Source organism: Burkholderia sp. 28_3, from assembly GCF_003253915.1.
In the GTDB taxonomy this organism is placed as follows: Bacteria; Pseudomonadota; Gammaproteobacteria; order Burkholderiales; family Burkholderiaceae; genus Burkholderia; species Burkholderia cenocepacia.
The window spans coordinates 162,857-187,716 of record NZ_QKZF01000004.1; the positions used below are offsets into that span (position 1 = coordinate 162,857).

Annotated in this window: 26 protein-coding genes; 13 read left to right on the forward strand and 13 right to left on the reverse strand. The window is 68.1% G+C overall.

Annotation, left to right across the window (positions count from 1 at the left end):
- Nucleotides 1–77: 77 nt before the first annotated feature.
- Entirely contained in the window at nucleotides 78–626 is a 549-nt protein-coding gene (locus DFS13_RS11420; RefSeq protein WP_060212996.1) for an alpha/beta hydrolase, read from the reverse strand.
- Nucleotides 627–741: 115 nt separating this feature from the next.
- Between DFS13_RS11420 and DFS13_RS11425 the strand changes: the two genes are divergently transcribed.
- From DFS13_RS11425 to DFS13_RS11430, 3 genes are all read left to right on the forward strand, one after another.
- Complete coding sequence (locus DFS13_RS11425; RefSeq protein ID WP_006490496.1) at nucleotides 742–1,197, forward strand: Lrp/AsnC family transcriptional regulator; 456 nt, start codon at nucleotides 742–744, stop codon at nucleotides 1,195–1,197.
- Between the two features lie 414 nt (nucleotides 1,198–1,611).
- On the forward strand, nucleotides 1,612–1,734 hold the full coding sequence (locus tag DFS13_RS40810; protein WP_006479692.1) for a hypothetical protein: 123 nt from the start codon (nucleotides 1,612–1,614) through the stop codon (nucleotides 1,732–1,734).
- Between the two features lie 58 nt (nucleotides 1,735–1,792).
- On the forward strand, nucleotides 1,793–2,746 hold the full coding sequence (locus DFS13_RS11430; RefSeq protein WP_060212753.1) for a hypothetical protein: 954 nt from the start codon (nucleotides 1,793–1,795) through the stop codon (nucleotides 2,744–2,746).
- 17 nt (nucleotides 2,747–2,763) lie between these two features.
- Here the strand turns inward: DFS13_RS11430 and DFS13_RS11435 are convergent, their stop codons facing one another.
- Complete coding sequence (locus tag DFS13_RS11435) at nucleotides 2,764–3,273, reverse strand: GNAT family N-acetyltransferase (protein ID WP_006490509.1); 510 nt, start codon at nucleotides 3,271–3,273, stop codon at nucleotides 2,764–2,766.
- 64 nt (nucleotides 3,274–3,337) lie between these two features.
- Complete coding sequence (locus tag DFS13_RS11440) at nucleotides 3,338–4,369, reverse strand: AraC family transcriptional regulator (protein ID WP_006495651.1); 1,032 nt, start codon at nucleotides 4,367–4,369, stop codon at nucleotides 3,338–3,340.
- A gap of 263 nt (nucleotides 4,370–4,632) precedes the next feature.
- On the opposite strand from DFS13_RS11440, the gene DFS13_RS11445 reads away from it, so the two are divergent.
- The 5 genes from DFS13_RS11445 (at nucleotide 4,633) to DFS13_RS11465 (ending at nucleotide 10,472) form a co-directional block, all read left to right on the forward strand.
- A complete protein-coding gene (locus DFS13_RS11445) occupies nucleotides 4,633–6,351 on the forward strand; it encodes a GMC family oxidoreductase (protein ID WP_006490508.1) in 1,719 nt (572 codons plus the stop codon).
- Complete coding sequence (locus tag DFS13_RS11450; RefSeq protein WP_060212755.1) at nucleotides 6,338–8,788, forward strand: alpha/beta hydrolase fold domain-containing protein; 2,451 nt, start codon at nucleotides 6,338–6,340, stop codon at nucleotides 8,786–8,788. Before DFS13_RS11445 ends, DFS13_RS11450 begins: the two co-directional genes overlap by 14 nt.
- Nucleotides 8,789–8,971: 183 nt before the next feature.
- Nucleotides 8,972–9,526, forward strand: coding sequence for a protein-tyrosine-phosphatase (locus tag DFS13_RS11455; RefSeq protein WP_006495654.1), 555 nt, complete (start codon nucleotides 8,972–8,974; stop codon nucleotides 9,524–9,526).
- Nucleotides 9,527–9,813: 287 nt separating this feature from the next.
- A complete protein-coding gene (locus DFS13_RS11460) occupies nucleotides 9,814–10,146 on the forward strand; it encodes a type II toxin-antitoxin system RelE/ParE family toxin (protein ID WP_006490499.1) in 333 nt (110 codons plus the stop codon).
- On the forward strand, nucleotides 10,143–10,472 hold the full coding sequence (locus DFS13_RS11465; protein ID WP_006479699.1) for a DNA-binding protein: 330 nt from the start codon (nucleotides 10,143–10,145) through the stop codon (nucleotides 10,470–10,472). The genes DFS13_RS11460 and DFS13_RS11465 overlap by 4 nt, the downstream gene beginning before the upstream one ends.
- Before the next feature lie 24 nt (nucleotides 10,473–10,496).
- Here DFS13_RS11465 and DFS13_RS11470 read toward each other — a convergent pair whose 3' ends face one another.
- Both DFS13_RS11470 and DFS13_RS11475 read right to left on the reverse strand, forming a co-directional pair.
- The gene (locus tag DFS13_RS11470) at nucleotides 10,497–12,515 is read right to left on the reverse strand and encodes a VTT domain-containing protein (protein ID WP_006493340.1); all 2,019 of its coding nucleotides are present in this window, start codon (nucleotides 12,513–12,515) and stop codon (nucleotides 10,497–10,499) included.
- Nucleotides 12,516–12,623: 108 nt separating this feature from the next.
- The gene (locus tag DFS13_RS11475; RefSeq protein WP_006482104.1) at nucleotides 12,624–13,076 is read right to left on the reverse strand and encodes a hypothetical protein; all 453 of its coding nucleotides are present in this window, start codon (nucleotides 13,074–13,076) and stop codon (nucleotides 12,624–12,626) included.
- Between the two features lie 325 nt (nucleotides 13,077–13,401).
- Here DFS13_RS11475 and DFS13_RS11485 point away from each other — a divergent pair, with 325 nt between their 5' ends.
- Both DFS13_RS11485 and DFS13_RS11490 read left to right on the forward strand, forming a co-directional pair.
- A complete protein-coding gene (locus tag DFS13_RS11485; RefSeq protein ID WP_060212760.1) occupies nucleotides 13,402–14,049 on the forward strand; it encodes a response regulator transcription factor in 648 nt (215 codons plus the stop codon).
- Nucleotides 14,046–15,851, forward strand: coding sequence for a sensor histidine kinase (locus tag DFS13_RS11490; RefSeq protein ID WP_060212762.1), 1,806 nt, complete (start codon nucleotides 14,046–14,048; stop codon nucleotides 15,849–15,851). Before DFS13_RS11485 ends, DFS13_RS11490 begins: the two co-directional genes overlap by 4 nt.
- Before the next feature lie 36 nt (nucleotides 15,852–15,887).
- Here the strand turns inward: DFS13_RS11490 and DFS13_RS11495 are convergent, their stop codons facing one another.
- The 4 genes from DFS13_RS11495 to DFS13_RS11510 all read right to left on the reverse strand — a co-directional run bounded on the left by DFS13_RS11495 (nucleotide 15,888) and on the right by DFS13_RS11510 (nucleotide 19,032).
- Nucleotides 15,888–16,187, reverse strand: coding sequence for a type II toxin-antitoxin system RelE/ParE family toxin (locus DFS13_RS11495; RefSeq protein WP_012338669.1), 300 nt, complete (start codon nucleotides 16,185–16,187; stop codon nucleotides 15,888–15,890).
- Complete coding sequence (locus tag DFS13_RS11500) at nucleotides 16,184–16,459, reverse strand: YlcI/YnfO family protein (RefSeq protein ID WP_006482105.1); 276 nt, start codon at nucleotides 16,457–16,459, stop codon at nucleotides 16,184–16,186. Before DFS13_RS11500 ends, DFS13_RS11495 begins: the two co-directional genes overlap by 4 nt.
- Before the next feature lie 107 nt (nucleotides 16,460–16,566).
- The gene (locus tag DFS13_RS11505; protein ID WP_027808611.1) at nucleotides 16,567–17,877 is read right to left on the reverse strand and encodes an MFS transporter; all 1,311 of its coding nucleotides are present in this window, start codon (nucleotides 17,875–17,877) and stop codon (nucleotides 16,567–16,569) included.
- A 129-nt stretch (nucleotides 17,878–18,006) separates the two neighbouring features.
- Complete coding sequence (locus tag DFS13_RS11510) at nucleotides 18,007–19,032, reverse strand: ABC transporter substrate-binding protein (protein WP_006495662.1); 1,026 nt, start codon at nucleotides 19,030–19,032, stop codon at nucleotides 18,007–18,009.
- 240 nt (nucleotides 19,033–19,272) lie between these two features.
- On the opposite strand from DFS13_RS11510, the gene DFS13_RS11515 reads away from it, so the two are divergent.
- Both DFS13_RS11515 and DFS13_RS11520 read left to right on the forward strand, forming a co-directional pair.
- The gene (locus tag DFS13_RS11515; RefSeq protein WP_006486117.1) at nucleotides 19,273–19,938 is read left to right on the forward strand and encodes a response regulator transcription factor; all 666 of its coding nucleotides are present in this window, start codon (nucleotides 19,273–19,275) and stop codon (nucleotides 19,936–19,938) included.
- Nucleotides 19,925–21,349, forward strand: a complete 1,425-nt coding sequence (locus DFS13_RS11520) for a sensor histidine kinase (RefSeq protein WP_006495663.1) — start codon at nucleotides 19,925–19,927, stop codon at nucleotides 21,347–21,349. The genes DFS13_RS11515 and DFS13_RS11520 overlap by 14 nt, the downstream gene beginning before the upstream one ends.
- Before the next feature lie 56 nt (nucleotides 21,350–21,405).
- Here the strand turns inward: DFS13_RS11520 and DFS13_RS11525 are convergent, their stop codons facing one another.
- Nucleotides 21,406–21,855 carry a hypothetical protein gene (locus DFS13_RS11525; RefSeq protein ID WP_034202752.1) on the reverse strand — a complete coding sequence of 150 codons (450 nt, stop codon included), beginning with the start codon at nucleotides 21,853–21,855 and terminating at the stop codon, nucleotides 21,406–21,408.
- 85 nt (nucleotides 21,856–21,940) lie between these two features.
- Nucleotides 21,941–22,585 carry a TetR/AcrR family transcriptional regulator gene (locus DFS13_RS11530; protein WP_006495665.1) on the reverse strand — a complete coding sequence of 215 codons (645 nt, stop codon included), beginning with the start codon at nucleotides 22,583–22,585 and terminating at the stop codon, nucleotides 21,941–21,943.
- Between the two features lie 67 nt (nucleotides 22,586–22,652).
- Between DFS13_RS11530 and DFS13_RS11535 the strand changes: the two genes are divergently transcribed.
- Nucleotides 22,653–23,216, forward strand: a complete 564-nt coding sequence (locus tag DFS13_RS11535) for a DinB family protein (protein ID WP_006486114.1) — start codon at nucleotides 22,653–22,655, stop codon at nucleotides 23,214–23,216.
- 15 nt (nucleotides 23,217–23,231) lie between these two features.
- Here the strand turns inward: DFS13_RS11535 and DFS13_RS11540 are convergent, their stop codons facing one another.
- Both DFS13_RS11540 and DFS13_RS11545 read right to left on the reverse strand, forming a co-directional pair.
- A complete protein-coding gene (locus DFS13_RS11540) occupies nucleotides 23,232–23,996 on the reverse strand; it encodes an ABC transporter ATP-binding protein (RefSeq protein ID WP_060212765.1) in 765 nt (254 codons plus the stop codon).
- Nucleotides 23,993–24,850, reverse strand: a complete 858-nt coding sequence (locus DFS13_RS11545; RefSeq protein WP_012493136.1) for an ABC transporter ATP-binding protein — start codon at nucleotides 24,848–24,850, stop codon at nucleotides 23,993–23,995. Before DFS13_RS11545 ends, DFS13_RS11540 begins: the two co-directional genes overlap by 4 nt.
- Nucleotides 24,851–24,860 lie beyond the last annotated feature (10 nt).

A 24,860-nucleotide genomic window follows, 5' to 3' on the forward strand; every position in this document is an offset into this window, starting at 1 on the left:
TCGGTCGATCATACTTGAGCCGCCGTGAACCGGTGCGGTGGCGACAAAAACCCGACGGCCGGCGCAAGCACGCACGATCACGCTCGCCCGAGCCCGGCTGCAAACGCCGTCAGCAGCGCGCGTCCTTCTTGCCATTCCCCCAACCCGGAAGCCGCGTTCAGATGGCCGCGCGCGCCGAGCTGCAGCGGCGTCGCGCCCTGTTGCGTGACCCATTCGAGCGCTCGCCCGGACGGATCGTACGGATCGTCCGCGCTCGCGATCGCCAGCACCGGCACGCGCCCGAACCGGCCGCGCGGCAGCTTCGCGAACGCGGCGGCGGCCACCGGAAAACGCGGCCCTGCCGGGTCCGGCACGGCGACGAGAAACGCGCCGCGCACCGCGCGCGCCGACGCGGCATGCCAATGCGCGAACAACAGACAGCCCAGCGAATGACCAATCACGAGCGCAGGCGCGCCGGCGTTCGCCACGGCCTCGTCCAGCGCCGCCGTCCAGTCGGCCAGGTCGGGCGCATCCCACGACTCAGGCGCGATGCGCGCGGCGCGGGGAAACGCGGTCTCCCAATGACTCTGCCAATGATCCGATCCCGAATTGCCGATACCCGGCACGATCACGATCGCTTGCTCCATCACGCCCTCCATCAACGAAAGCCGGCAGTGTGACGGGGCGCCGGTCGGCATGGAATGGCAAGTCATCGGTTATTGAGACAAAATGCCGATGAATCAACGGTACCGGAGGACCGTCATGCCGGACGAAGCACTGGATCGCCTGGATCTTGCGATCCTCGAGGCCCTGCAGGACAACGCGCGAACGCCGCTGTCGGAAGTGGGCCGGCGCATCGGGCTGTCGCAGCCCGCGACGTCGGAGCGCGTCAAGCGGCTCGAAGAACGCGGCATCATCGCGGGCTACGGCGCACGGATCGATCCGGCGGCGCTCGGGCTGGGCATGATGGCCATCATCCGGCTGAAGACGACTCACGAGCACATCAAACCGGCGCTGCGCACGTTTGCCGACATGCCGCATGTCATCGAAGTCCATCGCATGACCGGCGACGATTGCTTTCTGCTGAAGGTGCTGGTGCCGACACCGGGCCAGCTCGAAACGCTCATCGACGCGATTGCGCGCTTCGGCGCGGTCACGACTTCGCTGGTGCTGCGCTCCGAACCGACCAAGGCGATCGGCAAGGCGTTGCTCGGATGACGCTCGCGTGCGAACCGCGCGCGGTGCGTGACATCGCGGACCGGTTCGATCGCGGATTCGAACGCCACGCGAATGCGTATGCGGCTTTCGTCAATGACATAAAACGCAGCAATCCGGACAATTGAATTCGAATTAAAAATAGCCGAATTCATTTCGTCGATCCGGATTCCGTCCTCTAAAAAAATGATGCGTGATCTGTCGCCCGTTTTATCCGGTTTTTCCAGTATGTGAAGCGCAAACGCTGCGTGTTTAGCACGTGTCGGCTAAAAACATGGCAACGCATTGCATTCGAAAATTCGTCAGACTAATATCGACGCCACTTGTCCGGGATTCACAAAATGCCGAACGAGGAGCGGCAATTTTTTTGTCGCGCTTTCATGTTGAATCACTCATGTTCACCACAGGAGAATTGACATGCAGGAAACCCAGCAAATCGAATTGCTTGACTGGATGCAGGAAGACACGCACCCCGAGGCCGTCGACATGATGGTCGAGGACGCCGTGGTGCCGTTCGGCACCGCGCTCTGGCCGGTCTGAGCGGGCCACCCGTTCTCGCGGAAGGGCCTCGGCCCTTCCGCCGCTTCCGGAGATACGCATGCTGAACCTGCACCGCGCGCTCGGTTTTCACCCGGCGCTGCGCGCCAAGCTGGCCCGCGGCGAATCGGGAAAACTGCTGGTCGGCTATGACACCCGCAACCGCGACATCGCGTTGCGCGCCTTTTCCGCCCTGCCCGATTCGCTCGACGCGACCACCCTCTGCCTCGAAAGCACCGCGCCCGCCGACATCGCCGTCGCGCTCGACAACGCCGACCTGTTCGTGCTGCTGTACGACTCGTCGTGCCTGCCGACGCCGTCGCCGAGCGGGCCGCCGTTCCTCGCCGCGATCCGCCCCGCGATCGTCGAACACTGGAGTAAATCGGTTTTATTCAAGGATTACGGCCCGCACCTCGACGAGGCGTTCGCCGAATCGCTCGACGACATCGCCGCCCGCAACGGCCGGCTGATCGAGGCGGCCTCGCGCGCGTCGCAGATCCGCTTCATCGACGAAGCCGGCAACGCGCTGACGGGCGCGCTCGCGCCGGACCAGAAATGGACGAGCGTGGACGGCATGGGCAACCTCGACGTCGTGCCCGGCGAGATCGCGACGCACGTGACGGACCTGAACGGCACCGTCGTGTTCAGCGGCACGTTTCTCGGCACCGTGCCGTTCGCGATCAAGTACAAGGTGGCCGAGCGGCTCGCGACGCTGCATGTCGAACACAGCACGATCGTCGATTTCGACACCGACGATGCGGGCTTCCGGCGCGACTTCTCGACCTATCTGGACCGGCACGCGAATCACCGGCGGATCGAGGAATTCGGCATCGGCACGAACCTCGGCATCCGCAGCCTGTACGGCCGCAACGCGGGGTTCGAGGAACGCCATCCGGGCCTGCATCTCGGCCTCGGCGGCGGCGAAAACGGCAGCCACCATCTCGACCTGATCTTCGCGCGCGGCACGCTCGCGCTCGACGAGCGGATCGTGTTCGACGGCGCGTTCGCCGTCTGACGCGGCGCGCAGGTGACTCAGGCTTCGGCGGCGGCCGCGTCGCCGAGCCACTTGAACATCACGAGGCAGTCGACGAAGCCGAGCCGCGCGTGACGGTATGCGCGCGGCAGCCGGCCGACGATCTCGAATCCCAGCTTCTGCCACAGCGCGACCGCGACCTCGTTGGTCGCGACCACCGAATTGAACTGCATCGCGAGAAAACCGTGCTCGCGCGCGACCTGCTGCGAGTGCTCGCACATCAGGCGCGCGACGCCGCGGCCGCGCGCGGCCTCGTTCACCATGTAGCCGCAGTTGCTCACGTGCTTGGCCGGCCCGGCCGCATTCGCCTTCAGGTAATACGAGCCGAGCACCACGCCGTCCTCCTCGGCGATCCACGTACAGAGCGGCGCGTCGAGCCACAGTGCGCGTGCCGCTTCGGGCGTCGGCTCGGGATCGAATGCGTAGGTTTCCTGAGCAGCGACGATGGCGCGGTAGGTCGGCCAGAAACGTGCGAAATCGTCGTCGGTCATCGGGCGGATCGTGATCATGCGGGGGGTCTCGTGAGGGTGATGTCAGCAGGCAAGGCAGGCGAACGAGCGATCGTACCGCGATTCATCGCGGGTCGCCCGTTCGCCGCGCCGCGCTGCGATACGCGCCCGGCGGTACGCCGTACCAGCGCTTGAATGCCTGCGAGAAACTGGACAGATCGCTGAAACCGAGCCGCTCGGCCACCTCCGCGAGCGACAGCCGCGCATCGGCGAGCAGCGTCTCGGCCATCGCGCCGCGCGCCTGCGCGAGCAGCGCGCGAAACGTCGTGCCTTCGTCCTGAAGCCGGCGCTTGAGCGTGCGCGGGCTCGTGTTCATCAGCCGCGCCATGTCCTCGAGCGAGAACGGCGCGCTGCCCGGCGTCGCGTTCAGGTACTGGCGCACCATCTCCGACGTGCCCACGCGTGCACGCCGCGCTTCGACGAGTTGGCCGCACATCTGCTCGCACATCGACACCGTCAGCGGATTCGCATGCGGCAGCGGCCGGTCGAGAAACGCGCGATCGAACTCGAGGCTGTTCGCACGCGCCGCGAACGTCGGCTCGATACCCGCGATGCGCGGCGCGACAAGCGCCGGCGAACGCGCGGCCTGCAGCGTGAAGCGCGACAACGCGAAATCGCCGCTGGCGATTTCCTGCAGCAGCACGGCCGCGGCCGTCATGTCGCGCTCGACGAGGAACCGGCTCAGGTCGGCGTCGAGTTCCGGCGCGCCGAAGTTGAGCACGCCGGTGTCAGCGGCCTCGCGGTACGTGATGACGGTGTACGCATACGTGAGCGGCAAAAAGCGCATCGCCAGCGCGAGCGCATCGCTCCCGGTCGCGCTCGCGATCAGCCCGTAGCCCCACACGCCGTACGCGGAGAAGTGATAACGCAGCCCGACCTCGAACCCGAGGCCCTGCGCCCGGCCGAGCGCGCGCAGCAGATTGCCGGTCAGCCGCAGTTCCTGCGCGGCCGTCACCTCGACTTTCGGGTCGTCGAGCTGCGCGCTCGCGAGGCCGGTGCCGGCCAGCAACGTGGCAGGCGGCACGCCGCGTTCGTCGCCGAAATCGGCCAGCAGCCGGGCGCTGGCCGGACTCCGGGTGAAATCCCAGAAGCTCATGCGGAGAAACCCTCGAAGCGCCGATTTGGCCCAAATACTAAAACAATTGTCCCCAAGCAGCATTGGTGTTTTCCCACGCGGCCCGCACCATCGGCGTCATCCGGTCGTCGCCCGAACGACGCCATCGCCCCAGGAGGAGACACCATGCGACCGAGTCGCCCGATCGATCCCGCCGCCCGCTTCGCCCACCGGCGCGCCGCCCGTCCCCGCATGCCGACGTGCATCGCGTGACCCACCGATTACCGAGGAAAGGAGACGATTCCATGAGCAGGACTTTCGACTACATCGTGGTTGGCGGCGGGTCGGGCGGCTGCGTCGTCGCGGGGCGGCTGACCGAGGACCCGGCCGTGACCGTCTGCGTGCTCGAAGCCGGCGGCCGGGGCGACGGCGCGGTCGTCAACGTGCCGACCGGCGCGGTCGCGATGATGCCCACCCGCCTGAACAACTGGGCCTTCGACACGGTGCCGCAGCCGGGGCTCGGCGGGCGCATCGGCTATCAGCCGCGCGGCAGGACGCTCGGCGGTTCGTCGGCGATCAACGCGATGGTCTATATCCGCGGCCATCGCGTCGATTACGACGGCTGGGCCGCGCTCGGCAACGAAGGCTGGGCATACGACGACGTGCTGCCGTACTTTCGCCTGAGCGAACACAACGAGCGCTTCGACGATGCGTGGCACGGCCGCGACGGCCCGCTGTGGGTCAGCGACCTGCGCACCGGCAACCCGTTTCACGCGCGCTATCTGGAAGCCGCGCGACAGGCCGGCTTGCCGCTCACCGACGATTTCAACGGCGCGCAGCAGGAAGGCATCGGGATCTACCAGGTCACGCAAAAGCACGGCGAACGATGGAGCGCGGCACGCGCGTACCTGCTGCCGCACGTCGGGCGACGCGACAACCTGACGGTCGAGACGCATGCGCAGGTGCTGCGCATCCTGTTCGACGGCACGCGCGCAACCGGCGTCGAAGTGCGGCAGCACGGCGAAATCCGCACGCTGCGCGCGCGGCGCGAAGTCGTGCTCGCGGCCGGCGCGCTGCAGACACCGCAATTGCTGATGCTGTCGGGCGTCGGCCCGGGCAGTGCACTCCAGCAGCGCGGCATCGCGGTACGGGCGGACCTGCCGGGCGTCGGCCGCAACCTGCAGGATCATCCGGATTTCATCTTCGGCTACCGCACGCGCAGCGTCGACACGATGGGCGTATCCGTCCGCGGCGGGCTGCGCATGCTGCGCGAATTCGCGCGCTTTCGCCGCGAACGGCGCGGGATGCTGACGTCGAACTTCGCGGAAGGCGGCGGCTTCCTGAAAACGCGCGCCGATCTCGCCGCACCGGACATCCAGCTGCATTTCGTCGTCGCGCTCGTCGACGACCATGCGCGCAAGCCGCATGCCGGTCACGGGCTGTCGTGCCACGTCTGCCTGCTGCGGCCGCGCAGCCGCGGCTCGGTCACGCTGAACGGCGCCGATCCGCTCGCGGCGCCGCGCATCGATCCCGCATTCTTCGACGATCCGCGCGATCTCGACGACATGGTCGCGGGCTTCCGCCTCACGCGTCGCCTGATGGACGCACCGGCACTCGCCAGCTGGACCACGCGCGACCTGTTCACCGCGAACGTGACGACCGACGACGAGATTCGCGACGTGCTGCGGCGGCGCACCGACACCGTCTATCACCCGGTCGGCACCTGCCGGATGGGACGCGACGCGCTCGCCGTCGTCGATCCGCAACTGCGCGTGCATGGCCTGCAAGGGCTGCGCATCGTCGATGCATCGGTGATGCCGACGCTCATCGGCGGCAACACCAATGCGCCGACGATCATGATCGCCGAGAAGGCCGTCGACCTGATGCGCGGCGTATGCCGCGTAGCGGTAGAGCCGCATGCCGAAGCAATCGTCAGGACAGCGACGGATTTCGACGCTACCCTTGCACCCCACGCCGCGCACGATACCGCCCAGCCCGAGGAAACCCGCCATGCTGTCGCCTGATCCTTCCCGTTCCGCCGGCTCCGCCACGCCGCTTGCCGCGATCATCATCGGCGCCGGCTTTGCCGGCATCGGCATGGCGGTCGCGCTGCAACGCGCCGGCATTCACGATTTCGTGATCGTCGAACGCTCGCACGACGTCGGCGGCGTGTGGCGCGACAACCGCTATCCGGGCGCCGCGTGCGACGTGCCTTCGCACTTGTACTCGTTCTCGTTCGAGCCCAATCCGGCGTGGTCGCGCGTGTTCGCGCCGCAGCCTGAAATTCATGCGTACCTGCAACACTGCGCGCGCAAGTACGGCCTCGCGCGATATCTGCGCTTCGGCGCCGAAGTCGAACACGCACGCTACGACGAAGCCGGCGCGCTGTGGCACGTCACGCTGCGCGACGGCACGACGCTGAGCGCCGCGCTGCTCGTCAGCGGCACCGGCCAGCTGAGCCGCCCCGCCATGCCGGACCTGCCCGGCATCGACACGTTTCGCGGCCGTGCGTTTCACTCCGCACACTGGGATCACGATTACGCACTCGCCGGCAAACGTGTCGCCGTGGTCGGCACCGGCGCATCGGCGATCCAGTTCGTTCCGGCGATCGCCGGCGACGTGCGGCGCCTGACCGTGTTCCAGCGCTCGCCGGCCTATGTGATGCCGCGCCCCGACCGCGCGTATCGCCCGTGGGAAAAGGCGCTGTTTCGCCGGCTGCCGGCGGCGATGAAACTGCATCGCGCATCGATCTACCTGCGCTACGAAGCGCGCGCGATCGCGTTCACGCGCCTGCACGGGTTGATGAAGGTCGCGGTCGGCCGGCCGTTTCGCAAGCTGCTCGCGCGCGACGTGCCGGACCGCGCGCTGCGCGCACGGCTCACGCCCGACTATCCGGTCGGCTGCAAACGCATCCTGTTGTCGAGCGACTATCTCGCCGCGATGAGCCGCGACCATGTCGAGCTCGTCACGCAGCCGATCCGGCGCGTGACCGAGGACGGGATCGAAACCGCCGACGGCGTGCATCATCCCGTCGACGCGATCGTCTACGGCACTGGGTTCGCGGCGACCGAGTTCCTGTCGCCGATGCGCATCACGGGCCGCGGCGGCCTGGACCTGAACGATGCGTGGCGACGCGGCGCGCAGGCGTATCTCGGGCTCACCGTGCCCGGCTTTCCGAACTTCTTCATGCTGTACGGCCCGAACACCAACCTCGGTCACAACTCGATCGTCTACATGCTCGAAAGCCAGATCGCGCACGTGATGCGCTGCGTGCATGCGATGCGTCGCGACGGCGCGCGCGAGATCGACGTCGACGCGCGCCGCTACCGGCGTTTCAACGTGCACGTGCAGCAACGGCTCGCAGGGTCGGTATGGAGCAATTGCAAGAGCTGGTACGTCGATGCGTCGGGACACAACAGCACGAACTGGCCGGGCTTCACGCTGACCTACCGGTGGATCACGCGCTTCACCGGCATGTCCGCGTACCGCTTGTCGCAACCGCTGCCCGCGGCGGCCGCGCCGCTGCACGGCACGATGGTCGCGCCGCCCGCCGGCAGACTCGAAGCCTTCACGGCCGCTTCGTTGCGCGGTTTCCTGCGCGTCGCGTTCCGGCCGCTGATCGGGCCGCCGTTCGGCGCGCGCATGCAGCGCCGCGTCGTCGCGCTGCTGTCGCCGCTGATGCCCGGCGCGGGCGGCACGCTGCGCTACCGCACGTCGGTGCAACGCGTGCCCGTCGAAGTCGTCGCGCCGAAGCGTGGCGATACGGGTGGCGCGATCCTCTATCTGCACGGCGGCGCGTTTTGTCTCGGCGGGCCGCATACGCATCGCGGCGTGACGACGCGCCTCGCGAACGACGCGGGCCTGCCGGTGTGGGTGCCCGATTACCGGCTCGCGCCCGAGCATCCGAGCCCGGCCGCGCTCGACGATGCACTGGCCGCATACGATGCGATGCGCACGCAGGGCTATGCGCCGCACCGGATCGTGATCGCCGGCGACTCCGCCGGCGGCGCGCTGGCGCTGGCGCTCGCCATCGCGCTGCGCGAGCGCGGCGAGCCGGCTGCCGCCGCGCTGCTGCTGATCTCGCCCGTGACCGACCCGGCGCTCGGCGGCGCGACGCTGGCCTCGCGCCGCCACGACGATCCGATGATCCGGCGCGGCTGGCTCGAACAGGGCCTGCGCTGGTATCACGGCACGGGGTCCGCCGCGGCGCGCGGCCCGCTCGACACCGACCTGCGCGGCTTGCCGCCGATGCTGATCCAGGCCGGCGACCAGGAAGTGCTGCTGTCCGATGCGCAGCGGCTCGCGGAGCATGCGCATGCGTGCGGCGTGCCGTGCCGGCTGGAGATTCATGCGGCGCGCTGGCACGTGTTTCATCTGCAGGCGTTTTATCTGCGCTCGGCGCGGGACGCGTTGCGTACGTTGGCGGGGTTTGCAGCGAAACGTGTCGCCTCGCCGGCATGACGATGAAGCGGCGACGTACGACGCTCGGCGCCGGCCCGAGCGTCGCACCCGCTTGCAACGAAGCGACACCGACTTGCGAAAACCGGCCGTTTATTTTTTTCCGCCGCATGCGGCCGTCATGATTTCCCGCAAACCCCGGTGCGTCACCGGGGCGAGCAACCACCCCACCCTGGCGGAGACATCATGAAAAGAAGGCACACCCTCGGCACGCTTGCGCTGCTCTGCGGCGTCGGCATCCAGTGCGCGACGTCGGCATGGGCCGACGAACCGAAGAAGGTCGCGTTCGTCGACACGGGCAACACCGGGCGCAGCGTGATGGCGGAAGCGATTGCCGGCCAGTTGATCGCGCAGCGCCACGCGCATGTCGCGGTGATTTCGCGCGCGGTCGACGAGGATCCGTACGACGAAAAGCCGGAGGAGAACGGCGTGATCCTGATGAAGCGCCGCGGGATCGACACGTCCGCGCATCGCGCGGCGCAGTTGAACGCGAACGACGTCAAGCATTCGGACGTCATCCTGACGATGACCGACAAGCACAAGGAAAAGGTGCTCGCGCTCTATCCGTCGGCGGCCGGCAAGGTGTTCACGCTGGCCGAGTACGCGAGCGGGAAACACGTCGACGTGCCCGACGCATGGGGCAAGCCGATCGACTTCTACGAATCGGTGACCGCGCAACTCGATACGTACATTCCGGCGGCGCTCGACAAGGTCGCGACCGCCGTGCCGGCGAAGCAGTAGCGCGGGAATCTGCCGGCTCGCGGTACACATCGCGAGCCGGCAAACCCTCCACCCAGTCGTTCCTCTCGCTCTCCGTCTCCGAGCGCATCCCCCCTCATCACGCCATCGATACCGGCCATTTGGCCGAATCGTCGCGCGCCCGACCGGATGAAACAATGATCGTCGTCCGGGAGGTCCGCTCCATGCCCTGACAGCCGAACCATGAAGACGCTGCATGCGCGTCGGCTGTGAAGCCATTGCATGCGACCCGATTCGTTCCATTGATTTTTTGTAGCTTATAAGTTACAATGCTCTCCAAGTTCGAACTGCTTCGCTATCAGCGCGACGACGGTCGCGAGCCTTTCACCGAATGGCTGAACGCCGTGCGTGACAAGCTCGCGCAGGCACGCATCCGCGAGCGCCTGCGCCGCGTGCAGACGGGCAATTTCGGCGACTGCGAGCCGGTCGGCGAAGGCGTGATCGAACTGCGCGTCCATGTCGGCGCCGGCTATCGCGTGTACTTCGGCCGGCACGGCAGCGCCCTGGTGCTGCTATTGTCAGGCGGCGACAAGGCGAGTCAATCCGACGACATCCGGCGCGCAAAGGAACACTGGTCGAACTGGAAACGGAGGCAAATGTGAACAAGCTCAAAGGCGCGGTATCGCACCACGACGCAGAGGTCGCCGAACTCGGCGCCGACCGCGAGCTCGCGGTCGCCTATCTGCGCGTCGCGATGGAGTCGCTCGACGACCCGGACAACCGCGCGGCCGGCCTGCTCGCGCTGCGCACGGTCGCGGAAGCGTATGGCGGGCTCGGCGCCGTCGCGGCCGAAGCCGGCATCAGCCGCGAATCGCTGTATCGCACGCTGTCCCCGAACGGCAACCCGACGCTGAAGACCCTGCTCGCGGTGCTCAAGACCGTCGGCCTGCGCCTGTCCGTCGTTCCCGCGCAGCCGTCGCACGCGTAAGGGGCGCACGGCACGCGCACCCCCTCACGGCCTCACCATCCACACCAGCAGCATCTCGTCCGGCGCGACCGTCACTCCCGCCGGCCGATGCGCGATCGTCGGCTCGACCGCCAGCGCCTGCGCGATCGCCGCCGCATCGTCGATCGTCGTCGTGCGCACGATCGTCATCAGCCGCGCCGGCCGGCGCAGCGTCTCGCGATACAGCGCGCCGTACCACAGCGGCCGCATGCCGAGCGCATCCTGCAGCACGTACGGATAACGCCACAGCCGCAGCACGAAACGGCTTTCCGGGTGGGCCGGGTCGATATGGACGAACACGCGCCGCGTGCTTTCGCCATGCGTATAGCGCGGCAGCACGGGCAGCGTATCCGTCGGCGCCTGCGGCAACAGCCAGCGCAGCGCGGTGGCCGGCGACCACGGCGTCGCACGCTGCCAGCCGGCCTGCGCGAGATGCCGGTCGAGCGTGTCCGACGTCGCGCTCCATTGCAGCGGCAGATATTCCTCGCGGTCGCCGCCGATCTCGGTGCGCCGCGTCGGCACGCGCTGCCAGCCGCCGCGCAGCCACTGGTCGACGGTCATCGCGACCACGTCGCCGACATGCGGACGCGCCGCGCGATCGAGCTGCCATTGCGCGGGCACCGTCCATACGCCGGCCGTCGCGAGCACGACGACGACCGCGACGAGCGCGCCTCTCGGCTGCACATGCTCGCGCACGCGCCAGTACGCATAGGCACCGGCGAGCAACGCGAACCACGCGAGCCCGAGGCTCCATCCGCCCAGCAGGCCCGACAACCAGGTGTCGCCGACGTACAGCCGCGCGAAACCGCCGAGCACGATCCACAGCACGACCGCGGTCACGACCGGAATGCGCCACAACGCGGGCCGGTCGCGCGTGAGCACCCAGCCGAGGCCGCTGCTCGCGAGGATCGCGAACGCGGCGTCGGCGTCGGGCAGCGCCACGTGCGGCGCGCCGGGCGGCAGGCTCGCGGGTGTCGCGCCCGGCACGCCTCCGCCGAACACCGGCACGAGCACGACGGCGACGCCGACCGTCGCGAGCCACCACGCAGCCGACAGCCAGCAGCGGTGAATCATCAGCCAGACGAGAAACGCGGCCGCGACGATCAGCCCCGTGTCGTGCCCATGCAGCACGGCGAGCGCACTCATCGCGGCGTCGACGGGCGGCGTGCGCAGGTTCTGCAGGAACGCGTACAGCGCGATGTCCGCGTGCATCAGCGGATCGTTCGCGACGACGTCCTGCACGATGCCCGCGAACAGCCACACACAGCCGATGAACAGCAGCGCGAGCACGGGCACCGCGCCCGGCAACCCGCGCAGGTACGCGATCCCGTCGTGCAGCCGCGCGCCGAACCGCGGCCAGCGGCGCGCGCAGGCATGCAGGGCTTCGGCGAGCGCACGGCACAGCAGCGGCCAGCCGCGCCGCAGCGCGATGCGCACGCCGATCCACACGAGCGCGACCAGCGCGGCGACGACCAGCAGGATCGCGGCGACCCGCACGCTGATCGCCGCGGCCAGCGCGGCCGACGCGCCGAACAGGATGCCGGGCGCGACGTGGACAGGCGCCCACACGAGCGCCGAGATCACGTTGACCGGATAGAACGACCGGCGCGGCAGCGTCGCGCAGCCGACGACGACCGGCACCACCGCACGCACCGGCGCGAGAAAACGCGCGAGCACGATGCTCTTCATGCCGTGACGCAGCACGAATTCCTCGCCGCGCGCGTAGGCGTTCGCATAGCCGAAGCGCGCCCATGCGTTGCGGATCATCCCGCGGTAATGCCGCCCGAGTTCGTAACTGATCCCGTCGCCGATCACCGCGCCGACGGCCGCAACGCCGATCGTCGCCCACGCGTCGAGCGCGCCCGCGCCGATCAGCGCGCCGGCCGCGAACATCACGGCGCCGGCCGGCACGATCGTGCCGATCAACGCGATCGCCTCCGCGCAGGCGGCCACGAACACGATCGCCAGCACGAGCAGCGGATGCGCGCCGATCGCACCGATCCACGCATGGATCGTGTCGCTCATCACACGCTCCCGAACGGTGCGGCCCGGCGCGCGAACGGCGGGCCGGCAGGGGCATTGGATACGTTCATCGCGACATGCGCACGCTCGCGCCGGTGTCGGGGTCAGGGGTCAATCGAATTCGTGTTGTCGCGCGTCGGCCTCGAGCGGCGCATCGTGGTAGCCGACCGTCGCGACCTCGTGCAGATAGCGCGCAAGAAACGCGCCGATCGAGCCGGCGGCCTCGTATTGATGCACATGCCGGAATTCGTGAGTCAGCAGGCGGCGCGTGTCCTGCCCGCGCAGCACGTACACCGCATGGCCGAGCGTGAGGCCGATCGTCCCGGGCGCGAGCAGCCCGGTGTCGCGGGCGAGCGCGGCAAGCGTCGGCGTGTCGGGAAACGGCATGCGATCGACGGCCGTCACGCGGATCCGCTCCGGTTGCGCGACGCCCACCGTGCGCGCGTCGTCGGCTTGTGCCGGCGTCAGCGGCGTGCCCCGCGCGAGCCCGCGCGCCGCCTCCGCTTCGGCCCACGCGACAGCGGCGGGCAATGCGGACGGCAGGATATCGGCAAGGTCGATCATCGCAGGACTCCTTGGTTGACGCGAGTGGCATCGGGCACCAGTTTAGTCCCGAATCGGACCGGTTCGCGGACCGATTGCCGTGATGCCGCGCCGGCCCCGCGCGGGTGCCACGATCACCCGGGAATACCCGGATCCGGATGCGCGTCGCGCCGTACCCTTTCCCGTGAATTATTTCGTTTCAGTGCACATTCCGCGTTCAACCCTCCCGAAAATTTCTCGAACGAGTACCGTTTTCGGGTCCGGGGGCATATATTGGTCAGAAGAACGGCCGCGGCGACAACCGGACGGCAACACGCGGCGTCATCCCGAAGAGGATCGCTGGAAGATGATCAGGGTAATTCTGGCTGACGATCACGCAGTCATGCGGGACGGACTGCGTCACATCCTGGAGATGGCCGGCGGTTTCGAGATCGTCGGCGAGGCGAGCGACGGCTCGGGCACGCTCGCGCTGGCCGAGCGCACCGTCGCCGACGTGCTGCTGCTCGACCTGTCGATGCCCGCGCCGACCGGCATCGAGCTGATCCGGCTGGTCAAGCGCCAGGCGCCGTCGCTGCGCACGCTCGTGCTGACGATGCACGCGGAAACGCAGTATGCGGCGCGCGCATTCAAGGCTGGCGCCACCGGCTACCTGACGAAGGACAGTGCGACCGCCGAGCTCGTCGAAGCCCTCGGCAAGGTGGCCGCGGGCGGCATCTACGTGAGCCCGTCCGCGGCCGAAAGCCTCGCTCGCACGCTGCGCGCGCCGGCTCAGGTATTGCCGCACGAGCGACTGTCCGCGCGCGAACTCGACGTGATGCGCCGCATCGTCGCCGGCCAGACGGTCACGCAGATCGCGTTTGAACTCGCGCTGAGCGCGAAGACGGTCAGCACGTACAAGACGCGCATCCTCGACAAGATGGCGCTGCCGCACGAAGCCGCCCTGATCCGCTACGCGGTGCGCCACGATCTCGACCTCGGCGCCGACGACGCATGATGGCCGCCTTCCGCTTCCCCTCCGCACCGCTGCCGCCGCCGCCGAACGACGACGATCCGGATACGTCGCGCCTGTTCATGTCGTCGCTGCCGCCGGGCCGGCGCGAGCGGCGGCTCGCGCTCGCGACGGTGCTCGTCTCGGCCGTGATCTTCGCCGCGCTCGCACCGTTCGCCCCCCTGCCGCTCGCGCCGGGCTGGGCGTTCATTCCCGTGTACCAGTCGGCGATCGTCGTCAACGACATGGTGACGGCCGGCCTGCTGCTCGGCCAGTACGCGATCCTGCGCGAGAAGCCGCTGCTCGTGCTGGCGGGCGGCTACCTGTTCACGGCGTTCATGGCCGGCACGCACATGCTGACCTTCCCCGGCCTGTTCGCGCCGCGCGGCCTGCTCGGCGCCGGCGAACAGACCACCGCGTGGCTGTACCTGTTCTGGCACGGCGGCTTTCCGCTGTCGGTCGCCGCGTACGCGCTGCTGCGCGCAGCGTCGCGCGGGCGCGTGGCTCCGGCCCCGCAGCGCCGCGCGGCGATTCCGGTCGTTCTCTGCATCGCGGCCGCGATCGGCGCGACGGTCGCGCTCGCGCTGCTCGCGACCGCCGGCCACGACCTGTTGCCGCGCATCATGAGCGGCAACCGGATGACCGCGACGATGACGAACGCGATCACGGTCGTCTGGGGGCTGAACCTCGTCGCGCTGATGCTGATGTGGCGGCAGCGGCGCCGCCATTCGGTGCTCGATCTGTGGGTGATGACGGTGCTCGTCGCGTGGCTGTTCGACATCGCGCTGTCGTCGATGCTGAATCACGGCCGCTTCGACCTCGGCTTCTATGCGGGGCGTGCGTACGGTCTCGTCGCGTCGGGCGTCGTGCTGTTCGCGATGCTGTTCGAGAACGGCCGGCTGCATGCGCAGACGGTGCGCGCGCTGGCCGGCGCGCGCTACCAGCATCTGCTCGTCGCGCAGAAAAGCGCGCAGTTGAACGAGGCGAACGAACGGCTCGAACAGCGCGTCGCCGCGCGCACCGCGCAGCTGAGCGCGTCGAACCGCGACTTGCGACGCGAAGTCGAGGAACGCGTGCGCGCGGAGCGGGCGCTGCAGGCGTCGCGCGAGGAGTTGCGCGACATCGCCGCGATCAGCGCCAGCGCGCGCGAAGCCGAGCAGCGCCGCATCGCGCGCGAACTGCACGACGAACTGGCGCAGACGCTCGCGACGCTGAAGAACGATCTCGAATGGCTGATCGACCGCGTGCCGCAGGACGACGCGTCGCTCGCGCGCAAGATCGCGGCGATGCATGCGCTCGCGCGCGGCGCGGTGGCCGCGACCCGCCGCATCGCGTCGGACCTGCGCCCGCTGATGCTCGACGATCTCGGCTTCGCGGCGGCGATGCAATGGCTCGTGGAGGATTTCCGGCACCGTCACGGGATCGCGTGTGCGCTGCACGTCGAGCCGCCCGAATTGCAGCTCGACGAGCCGTATGCGACGGCCGTGTTCCGCATCGCGCAGGAAGCGCTCGCGAATGTCGCCCGGCACGCGGCCGCGTCGCATGCGAACGTCGAACTCGTGTGCGGCGGCGAAGCGATCGCGCTGACGATACGCGACGACGGCGCGGGCTTCGATCCCGCGGTGCCGCGCAAGTCGAGTTCATTCGGGCTGGTGGGGTTGCGCGAGCGTGCGTATCTGGTCGGCGGCACGCTGCGGATCGCGACGACGCTCGGCGAAGGCACGACGGTGGAGGTCGAGATTCCGCGGGTGCAAGCGCCTGTGGCGGTCGCGCATGGCGGGGACGGGAATTCGCGAATCAATCGCTGACCAACGCGGCAACGACAACCACCGCATCGTCACGTATCAGTGGTAATCATCTTCCCGTTGGTGTCGTACGGCTAAAATCGTAACTTGCTCGGCTGCTTCAATCTCGAACAGCAGGACATAGCCCGACGTGCCGAAGGACACGATCAGCTCGCGCAAAAATGGATTTCCGTGATCGACCTTGCGGCATGTGAACGGAAACATGCGGAGCATGGCGACACCTTGTTCGATCGCGTCCACAGCCCGCGCCGCCGCATCCACATCACGTTCGAGCAAGTATCGATACATCCGTACCAGATCCTCACGGGCCGCACGTGTATATCGGACCCGATAGATCAATCAGCCGCCTTCGCTGCACGCGCAGCCTTCAGCATACCCTCGAGTTCGGCCTGCACGTCGGCGGCATCGACGTATTCACCGGTACGACGCGCCTCGTCGCGCGATGCGAGGCCACGGGTTACAAACTCGCGTTGCAGACGGCGACGCGCGATCCCGTCGCGCAGCGCCGACTCCATGAACGCAGACAACGTCTCGTTTTCCTCAAGGACCGACTCTGCCTCCTCCCGCAATTGCGGATCGACACGCAGCGCCGGCATGGTCGCGGTTTTCATCGCACACTCCATGTATTACATATGTAATGCATGGTAGCACACTCACTTTTTCGCGTGCAGTCAGCCATTCGGCCTAACCCACGTATCCCGGGCCAAGCCGCGCCCCATCACGCCCGCGCCGCCACCATCCCCCGCTCCGAGCGCGTCCACGCGACCAGCGCGCCGACGCCGAGCAGCGCGAGGCACACGATCGGCACGATCATCGGCCCGAACGCGGTGCCCGTCACCTTGCCCGCGAACGGCATCAGGTTCTGGCTGAAGAAGCCGCCGAGGTTGCCGATCGAGTTGATCGCCGCGACGCTCGCGGCCGCCCGCGCGCCGGTGAAATAGCGCGGCGGCATCGACCAGAAGCACGGATACAGCAGCGGGATGCACGCGCCGCCGAGCACGAGCGCGATGAAGCGCAGCGGCGTCGACGGCAGCACGAGGCTCAGCAGAAAACCGAGCGCACCGAGCGCCGCGACGATCGCGATCGTGCGCAGGATGCTCTTCGCACGGCGCAGCTTCGACGGCAGCCACACCAGCAGCACCACCGCGAGCGCCCACGGCAGCATGCTCAGGAACCCGTTCGTCGTGCTCGACACGCCGAACGATTTCACGATCGTCGGCAGCCAGTACGTGACGCCGTACAGCGACGTCGACATCAGCATGTAGGTCGCCGCGAACAGCATCACGCGCGGATCGAGCAGCGCCTTCCACGGCTGGCCGTGCTCGGCCTGCGCGGGCTTCTCGCGCTCCAGCGCGGCCGCGACGATCTGCTTCTCGCGCTCGTCGAGGAACCGCGCTTCGCGAAACGATGCGGGCAGCACGCGGAACACGACGATCGCGACGACCACGGCCGGAATGCCCGTCGCGACGAACACCCACTGCCAGCCCGCCAGCCCCCACACGCCGTTCAGGCTCAGCAGCAGGCCGCCGACGAGCGAGCCGAGCATGTTCGCGAGCGCGCTGCCGAGCGTGAAGATGCCGAGCACCTTCGCGCGGTAGCTCTGCGGGAACCACAGCGTCAGGTAATAGATCACGCCCGGATAGAAACCGGCCTCGGCGATGCCGAGCACGAAGCGCAGCGAACAGAACGCGGGCATCGACGTCGTGAAGCCCATCAGCACCGTGATGAGCCCCCACGTCAGCATGATCCGCGCGAGCCACACGCGTGCGCCGTAACGATGCAATGCGAGCGTGCTCGGCACCTCGAACAGCAGGTAGCCGATGAAGAACAGCGACGACGCGAGCCCGAACGCGGCTTCCGTCATCCCGAGGCTGTGCACCATCTGCAGTTTCGCGAAACCGACGTTCTGCCGGTCGATGAACGCGATCAGGAACATCACGACGAGGATGGGCAGCAAGCGCCGCGCCATCTTCGACATGATGCGCTGTTCTTCGGCGGACGCGGGGTCCAGGGTGTCGGTAGCGTTCACTTCAGGCTCCTTGCGTGAATCGGTTGCATATCGGTTGAATCGGTGAATCGGCTGAATCGGCGCCGCGCGTGACGAACGCGCCGGCGTCACAGGGTTCGATGAATGGATTCGGTTGGCCGCAGGCGTGGCTCAACCCGACCGGTAGTCGTCGAGCATCGGCGCGAACATCTCGTGCCACGCGCGCGGCTTCGCCTTGATCGTGCCGGCCAGGTACAGGAATTCGACGTAGTCCATCAGCTGGTTCGGCAGCACCGAGAAGCGCGTGTCGGGCGCGGCGAGCATCCGCATCACGTCGTCGTGCGACACGCCGACGCCCGACGACGTCGCATACAGCGCCGCCGCCGCACGCGGGTCCTGCGCGATCAGGCGATTCGCTTCGTCGAGCGCGCCGAGAAACGCGACGGCGAGCGCCGGCTCCGCATCGACGAGCCGCTTCGGCGCGAACACGACGTCGAGCGTCATCGGGCCGAGCACGTCGACCGAGCTCACCACGCGATGGATGCCCGGCTGCCGCAATTCGAGCGTCGAGAACGGCGGCGACGTAAAGTGCGCGGTCACGCCGTTCTCGCGGCGGATCAGCGCCTGCATCGCCTGCGGATGCGGCAGGTTCACGGTGATCGAATCGAGCTGCGCGAAATGCCTGGGGCCGAGCTGCCGGCTCGCGACCATCTGCAGCACGACCGCCGACAGCGACGTGCGGATGCCCGGCACCGCGATCCGGTCGGACGGCGCGAAGTCGCGCAGCGACACGAGGCCCGGCCGGTTCGCGTTGAGCGACAGCGACGTGGTCGACAGCCCGCTGATGCCGATCACCTCGACGTTCGGAATGCCGCGCGCCCGCGCCCATAGCTCGATGAAACCCGGCGCGCCGGCGCCCGCGAAATCGAGCGTGCCGGCCATCATCGCGTCGTTGACGGAATTGCCGCCGTCGAGCAGCACCCATTCGACCGCGACGTCGCGCACGCCGTGGCGCGCGGCATGCCGCTCGAACAGCCGCTGCTTCTCCATCACGAGCAGCGGCAGGTACAGCACGCCATAGCCTTTCGAGATCCGCACCGTGCGCGGCTTCGCGCGCACCAGCGCCGGCGCCCCGAGCACGCCCAGCACGCCGAGCCCGGCGGCGATCAACGCGCGGCGACGCGGCGACGTCGTCATGCACGCACCGTCGACGTGCGGCGAACGGCCAGCCGCCACGCGCGGGCCGGCGTAGCGCCGCGGCGCGCGTTCGTCGTGCCCGTGACATGCTGCATGTTGCCGTCTCCTTGAATATTTCTGGTATTAATGCCGTCCTTGCATCCTGCTTCCGGCTCGACACAGGTTATCGACCGAGTCTGAGAAAATGCTGACATCCCGGCCTCGGGAAAACCCCTAACCCCTCTACCTGCAAACGGCACCATGCGTATTCTCGTCGTGGAGGACGATGCCGAAATCGGCGCGGCGATCCGCGGCCGCCTGGCCCGGCTCGGCCACGCCGTCGATCTCGAAACCGACGGCGCGACCGCGAACGGGCTGCTGCGCGTCGAGCGTTTCGATCTCGTCGTGCTCGATGCGAATCTGCCCGGCATGGACGGCTTCACGGTCCTGCGCAACCTGCGCGCGTCGGGCAGCACGACGCCCGTGCTGCTCGTCACCGCGCGCTCGGCGATCGACGACCGTGTGAGCGGCCTGGGCCTCGGCGCCGACGACTACCTCGTGAAGCCGTTCGACTACCGCGAGCTCGACGCACGCGTGCAGGCGCTCCTGCGTCGCAACAGCGGCCACGCGAACGACGTGCTGACGCTCGGCGGCCTCGTGATCGACCGCAGCAGCCGCCTCGCGGAACTCGACGGCCAGCCGCTGTCGCTGTCGCGCCAGGAATTCGCGCTGCTCGAAATCCTCGCGAGCCGCCCGCAGCGCATCTTCTCGAAGGAAGAACTGCTGAACCAGTTGTTCAGCTTCGGCAACGAGCCGACCGCGAACGCGGTCGAGCAATACGTGACGCGCGTGCGCAGGAAGCTGCAGGGCAGCTCGGTCGAGATCCGCACCGCCCGCGGGATGGGGTATCAGATTGCCGCGCATTGACTGGTTTCCGAAGACGCTGTTCGGGCGCACGCTGCTGTTCATCGCGCTCGTCGTCGCGACCGGCGCGCTCGCGCTCGCGGCGATCGCGCGCTACTACGCGGGCGTCGCGGCCGAACGCGCGTACGACCAGTTGCTGGCGGGCGCGTCGATCCAGGTCGCGGAAAACCTGTACGTGCAAGGCGGCGTGCTCGCGCTGAATCCGCCGGTGGCCGCGCTGTCGACACTGTCGCGCTACGACCTCGTCTATTACAAGGTGGTCGATTCGCGCGGCGTCGTCGTGGCCGGCTACAACGACCTCGCGAGCCCCGCGACGCTCGCCGCCGCGAAGCAGGGCCCCGCGTTCGCGAACGCCGTCTACCAGGGGCACCGGATCCGCACCGCGACGATCGCGCGCTACATGCCCGAGGAAAGCACGCCCGGCTGGGCGCTCGTGACGGTTGCGCAGACAACCAACGCGCGTCAGCAGCTGACGAACGACATGAGCCTCAAGGTGTGGACGTTGATCCTGCTGATGAGCGTGCTCGCGGTCGGTGCGAGCGGCCTCGCGATCCGGCGCGGCCTGCGCCCGCTCGCGCAGATCGGCGCGATCATCGCCGCGCGCGACCCGGCCGACCTGCGGCCGGTAGCCGTCGATACGCCGAGCGAAATCGACGCGATCATCGGGTCGATCAATGGCCTGATGCACCGCCTCGCCGAGCGGATCAACGCGATGCAGCGCTTCATCGCCGACGCCGCGCACCAGATGCGCACGCCGCTCGCGCGGCTCGACGCGCAGATCGAGCTGCTCGACGGCGAATCCGACCCCGCGCGTCACGCGGCGCGGCTCGATGCGCTGCGCGCGACCTCGTCGGACGTCGGCCGGCTCACCGGGCAGTTGCTCAATCATGCGATGGTGATTCATCGCACCGAGGCCGTGCCGCTGCAACCGGTCGACCTCGTCGCGCTCGCGAAGGAGGTCCTGGGCCGCACGATTCCGCTCGCCGGCGAGCGCGACGTGGCCGTTGCGTTCGCGAGCGACGCGCCGCACGCGTGGATCGACGGCGATGCGATCAGCCTGCAGGAAGCATTGTCGAACGTGCTGCACAACGCGCTGCTGCATGGCCATGCGGACGACATCGTCGTGTCGGTCGCGACCCAGGGCAACGCGGATCAAGCGGTGACGCTGACCGTCACCGACAACGGGCGCGGGATACCGCGCGAGCACTGGGACGCGGCATTGCAGCCGTTCGTGCGGATCGCGCCGGACGGCAGCGAGCGGCGCACGGGGTCCGGGCTCGGGCTCGCGATCGTGCAGGAAGTGATGAAGGCGCACGGCGGGCGCGTCGGGTTCGCGTTTCCCGATGCGGGCGGGTTCGCGGTGGTGCTGACGTTTCCGCGGGCGGCGACGACGCACGCCGCACGCGACGCTTAGACAACCGCGGATCCGGCGCAGGTACGCTCGATCGAACGCCGCCGGGCGACACGCGTTCAGTCGTCGCTGTCCCGATCGTCGTCGGTGTTGCGCTGCGCGTGTCGCGCAACCCGTTGATCCAGCGCGTCGTACTGACGGTCGCAGAACAACCGGCACAACGCATCGACGTCGACGCGCCTTCTCACGTCGATCGTCTCGACGTGCTGCTCCAGCTTTCCCTTGCCGATCCCGAAGAGCCCCTTCTTCATCCGCATGGACACCACATTCAGCTGGAAGCCGTCCGCATGCGCATCCGTCAACGCAGTCACCCACAGCTCGCGCTGATCGTCGGCCTGCTGCAGCACGAGCGCCGGCAGCGGGCCGTCCTGCGTCTCGTTCCATTCGACGTGCTGGGCCGCCCAAGGGAACGCATCGAATGCGTGAACGAACGACGCGTAGTCGGTCGCGCCCTGCTGATCGAGCTGATTGAAATCGTAGCCGACTTTCTGGATGGAACAGGTCAACATGGCGCGGCAACCCCGTGGTGTTCGAAATCAGGAGAGCGTCAATCTACCGCGAATTTCGGTATCCGTTACGATTTTTCCGGTCGGCTCATGAACGCACATTCGCCGTCGCCGAGCGGTGATCTTCGAGGTAAGTGCCGGCCAGCTTGACGAGCTCGCGCTTCAGTTTTGGATTCCCCAGCAGCCCGCGCCGGGCCGCGTTGTGCACGACACCTTCGAACGCGGACGACAGCACCTGCGCGGTCAACGTATCGGCCTTGACCGGCGCACGCCCTCGACACGCGGCAACGATCAGCGCATACCGGCGCAGATATTCCTTCTGAAATGCGTCATACGCGTCTTTCGCACCGCCCGGATCGGGGAGATCGAGCAGCGCCCGGTGCAGCGCAGGGTAATCGCGGTGCGCGGCGATCAGGTCGCCGATCAGACCTTCGAGCCGACGCCCGGCGCTCGCCTGACGGTCATGCGCGCGCTGCAGCACGGCGAGCACGTCGTCGAAATGGCGACGCCGAATCGCATCGACCAACGCGAGCTTGTTCGGGAAATACTGATACACGGAGCCGATGCTCACCCCGGCGACTTGCGCGACCTCGTTGGTCGTGAATCCGGCCCATCCGTGCTTGTCGAGAACGCGAGCCCCGGCCGTGACGATCACGTCCACCGTCGCACGCGAACGAGCCTGGCGCGGGGCTTTGCGCATCGCGGCGGCGGCATTGGAAACGCGAGTGGACATGCGGGCTCCCACTGAAAATAATGGTGACGAAGCTCACATATTAGGTGAACCCGACGAGGAAACGACCATGAGCGCGAACGCACTCCTGTCCCGCATGCTGCGCTACCAGGCATGGGCCAATGACGAAATGCTGAAGGCGATGTCGGGGCTCGACGCGGAGCGGCATGCGCAAGCACGTCATCTCGCGCTGCGGCTGATGAACCATTGCCTCGTGGTGAACCGGATATTCGCCGCGCATCTGAGCGGCGAGCGTCACGGCTTCGTGTCCGACAACACGCCTGACACGCCGGAGCCGGAAGCGCTGCGCGCGGCATTCGCCACGCTCGATCGCTGGTATCTCGACTATGTGGCAACCGCCACACCCGACATGCTGTCGGAATCGATTCCCTTTCTGTTTACCGATGGCGACAACGGATACATGACGCGCGAAGAGATGCTGACCCATGTCGTCACGCACGGCGGCTATCATCGTGGCGAAGCGGGCAGACTGATGGTTCAGGCGGCTGCGCTCTCGGCACAGGATATCGAGCTCCCGTGGGACACGTACGCGGTTCACTTGCATCGGACAGAGCCCGAGCGCAGGCTTCAAGGCAAGCTCGGCGACGCGCACTCAGCGAATGCCGGGCGATGAAACGCGCCACGCCCACTACACCGCCACCGCCTCCCCACCGAGATACGCATCGCGCACGCGCTCGTCGTCGAGCAGCGTTTTCGCGGGCCCTTCCAGCACGACGCGCCCCGTCTGCAGCACGTACCCGTAGTGCGCGATTTCCAGCGCGAGGCTCGCGTTCTGCTCGACCATGAACACCGTTACGCCTTGCCGGTTGATCGCGTCGATCAGTTCGAGCACCTTGTCGACGTAGAGCGGCGACAGTCCCATCGTCGGCTCGTCCATGCAGATCAGCTTCGGCCGCGCCATCAGTGCGCGCGCCATCGCGAGCATCTGCTGCTCGCCGCCCGACAGCGTGCCCGCACGCTGCGCAAGCCGTTCGCGCACCCGCGGAAACAGGTCGAGCACACGCTCGTAGTCGTCGGCCACCGCCGCGCGATCGCCGCGCGTGTATGCACCCATCAGCAGGTTCTCGCGCACGCTCATGTCGCTGAACAGCCGCCGCGCCTCCGGCACGGCCGCGATCCCGCGCCGCACGCGCTGCGGCGTCGCGAGCGCCGTCACGTCGTCGCCGTCGAAACGCACGACGCCGCGCTTCGGCCGCATCAGCCCGAGAATCAGCTTCATCGTCGTCGACTTGCCGCTCGCGTTGCCGCCGAGCAGACTGACGATCTGCCCGCGACCGACCTCGAAGTTCACGTCGAAGTGCACCTGCACCGGTCCGTAGAACGTGTCGAGATGTTCGAGTTTCAGCAGCGCATCGGTCATGGTCGTATCGGGTTCCGGGGATAGTACGCTCATGCGGCCGCCTGCACGGTCCGATCGGCCGACGTGCCGCCCGCATGACGGCGGCCGAGATAGGCCTCGATCACGCGCGGATCGTGCCGCACGTCGCGCGGCGCGCCCTCGGCGATCTTCACGCCGTTGTCGAGCACCATCACGCGGTCGGACACGCGCATCACGAGTTCGAGCTTGTGCTCGATCAGCAGGATCGTCAGGCCGCGCGCCTTCAGCGACTGGATCAGTTGCAGCATCTCGGCCGTCTCCGTCTCGTTCATCCCGGCCGTCGGCTCGTCGAGCAGCAGCAGGCGCGGATGCAGCGCGAGCGCGCGGCCGATCTCCACGCGCCGCCGGTTCGCATACGACAGGCTGTGCGCCGGATGATCGATGCGCGGCGTGAGCCGTTCGCCGAAGCCGGCGACGATCGCGCGCGCTTCTTCGCGCAGTTCCGCTTCCTCGCGCCGTACCGACGCGGGCCGCACGAGCGCGCGCAGCACTTCGGCGGCCGCGCCGAGCGCCGGCCAGCCCGGCCGTGCCGCGCGCAGCCGCGCATGCGCGCCGATCAGCACGTTGTCGAGCACGCTCAGGTTGCCGAACACGCGGCCGTGCTGGAACGTGCGCGCGATGCCGAGCGCCGCGAGCCGTTCCGGCGCGGTGCCGGTGATGTCGCGTCCGTCGAACGTCACGCGGCCGGCGTCGGGCCGGTCGGCGCCCGCGATCAGGTTGAACAGCGTCGACTTGCCCGCGCCGTTCGGGCCGATCACGCTCAGCAGTTCGCCGTCGGCCAGCGTCAGGCTCGCGCCGTCGAGCGCGGTCACGCCGTCGAAGCGGCGCGTCAGGCCCTGCACGTCGAGCAGGGGTCGAGTGGTGGTCATCGCATTCCTC

What these genes read in the sequence shown, in the direction of transcription:
- DFS13_RS11420 (WP_060212996.1), bottom strand. Translation starts at nt 626, where the DNA reads ATGGAGCAAGCGATCGTGATCGTGCCGGGTATCGGCAATTCGGGATCG.
- DFS13_RS11425 (WP_006490496.1), top strand. Translation starts at nt 742, where the DNA reads ATGCCGGACGAAGCACTGGATCGCCTGGATCTTGCGATCCTCGAGGCC.
- DFS13_RS40810 (WP_006479692.1), top strand. Translation starts at nt 1,612, where the DNA reads ATGCAGGAAACCCAGCAAATCGAATTGCTTGACTGGATGCAGGAAGAC.
- DFS13_RS11430 (WP_060212753.1), top strand. Translation starts at nt 1,793, where the DNA reads ATGCTGAACCTGCACCGCGCGCTCGGTTTTCACCCGGCGCTGCGCGCC.
- DFS13_RS11435 (WP_006490509.1), bottom strand. Translation starts at nt 3,273, where the DNA reads ATGATCACGATCCGCCCGATGACCGACGACGATTTCGCACGTTTCTGG.
- DFS13_RS11440 (WP_006495651.1), bottom strand. Translation starts at nt 4,369, where the DNA reads ATGAGCTTCTGGGATTTCACCCGGAGTCCGGCCAGCGCCCGGCTGCTG.
- DFS13_RS11445 (WP_006490508.1), top strand. Translation starts at nt 4,633, where the DNA reads ATGAGCAGGACTTTCGACTACATCGTGGTTGGCGGCGGGTCGGGCGGC.
- DFS13_RS11450 (WP_060212755.1), top strand. Translation starts at nt 6,338, where the DNA reads ATGCTGTCGCCTGATCCTTCCCGTTCCGCCGGCTCCGCCACGCCGCTT.
- DFS13_RS11455 (WP_006495654.1), top strand. Translation starts at nt 8,972, where the DNA reads ATGAAAAGAAGGCACACCCTCGGCACGCTTGCGCTGCTCTGCGGCGTC.
- DFS13_RS11460 (WP_006490499.1), top strand. Translation starts at nt 9,814, where the DNA reads ATGCTCTCCAAGTTCGAACTGCTTCGCTATCAGCGCGACGACGGTCGC.
- DFS13_RS11470 (WP_006493340.1), bottom strand. Translation starts at nt 12,515, where the DNA reads ATGAGCGACACGATCCATGCGTGGATCGGTGCGATCGGCGCGCATCCG.
- DFS13_RS11475 (WP_006482104.1), bottom strand. Translation starts at nt 13,076, where the DNA reads ATGATCGACCTTGCCGATATCCTGCCGTCCGCATTGCCCGCCGCTGTC.
- DFS13_RS11485 (WP_060212760.1), top strand. Translation starts at nt 13,402, where the DNA reads ATGATCAGGGTAATTCTGGCTGACGATCACGCAGTCATGCGGGACGGA.
- DFS13_RS11490 (WP_060212762.1), top strand. Translation starts at nt 14,046, where the DNA reads ATGATGGCCGCCTTCCGCTTCCCCTCCGCACCGCTGCCGCCGCCGCCG.
- DFS13_RS11500 (WP_006482105.1), bottom strand. Translation starts at nt 16,459, where the DNA reads ATGAAAACCGCGACCATGCCGGCGCTGCGTGTCGATCCGCAATTGCGG.
- DFS13_RS11510 (WP_006495662.1), bottom strand. Translation starts at nt 19,032, where the DNA reads ATGACGACGTCGCCGCGTCGCCGCGCGTTGATCGCCGCCGGGCTCGGC.
- DFS13_RS11515 (WP_006486117.1), top strand. Translation starts at nt 19,273, where the DNA reads ATGCGTATTCTCGTCGTGGAGGACGATGCCGAAATCGGCGCGGCGATC.
- DFS13_RS11525 (WP_034202752.1), bottom strand. Translation starts at nt 21,855, where the DNA reads ATGTTGACCTGTTCCATCCAGAAAGTCGGCTACGATTTCAATCAGCTC.
- DFS13_RS11530 (WP_006495665.1), bottom strand. Translation starts at nt 22,585, where the DNA reads ATGTCCACTCGCGTTTCCAATGCCGCCGCCGCGATGCGCAAAGCCCCG.
- DFS13_RS11535 (WP_006486114.1), top strand. Translation starts at nt 22,653, where the DNA reads ATGAGCGCGAACGCACTCCTGTCCCGCATGCTGCGCTACCAGGCATGG.
- DFS13_RS11540 (WP_060212765.1), bottom strand. Translation starts at nt 23,996, where the DNA reads ATGAGCGTACTATCCCCGGAACCCGATACGACCATGACCGATGCGCTG.
- DFS13_RS11545 (WP_012493136.1), bottom strand. Translation starts at nt 24,850, where the DNA reads ATGACCACCACTCGACCCCTGCTCGACGTGCAGGGCCTGACGCGCCGC.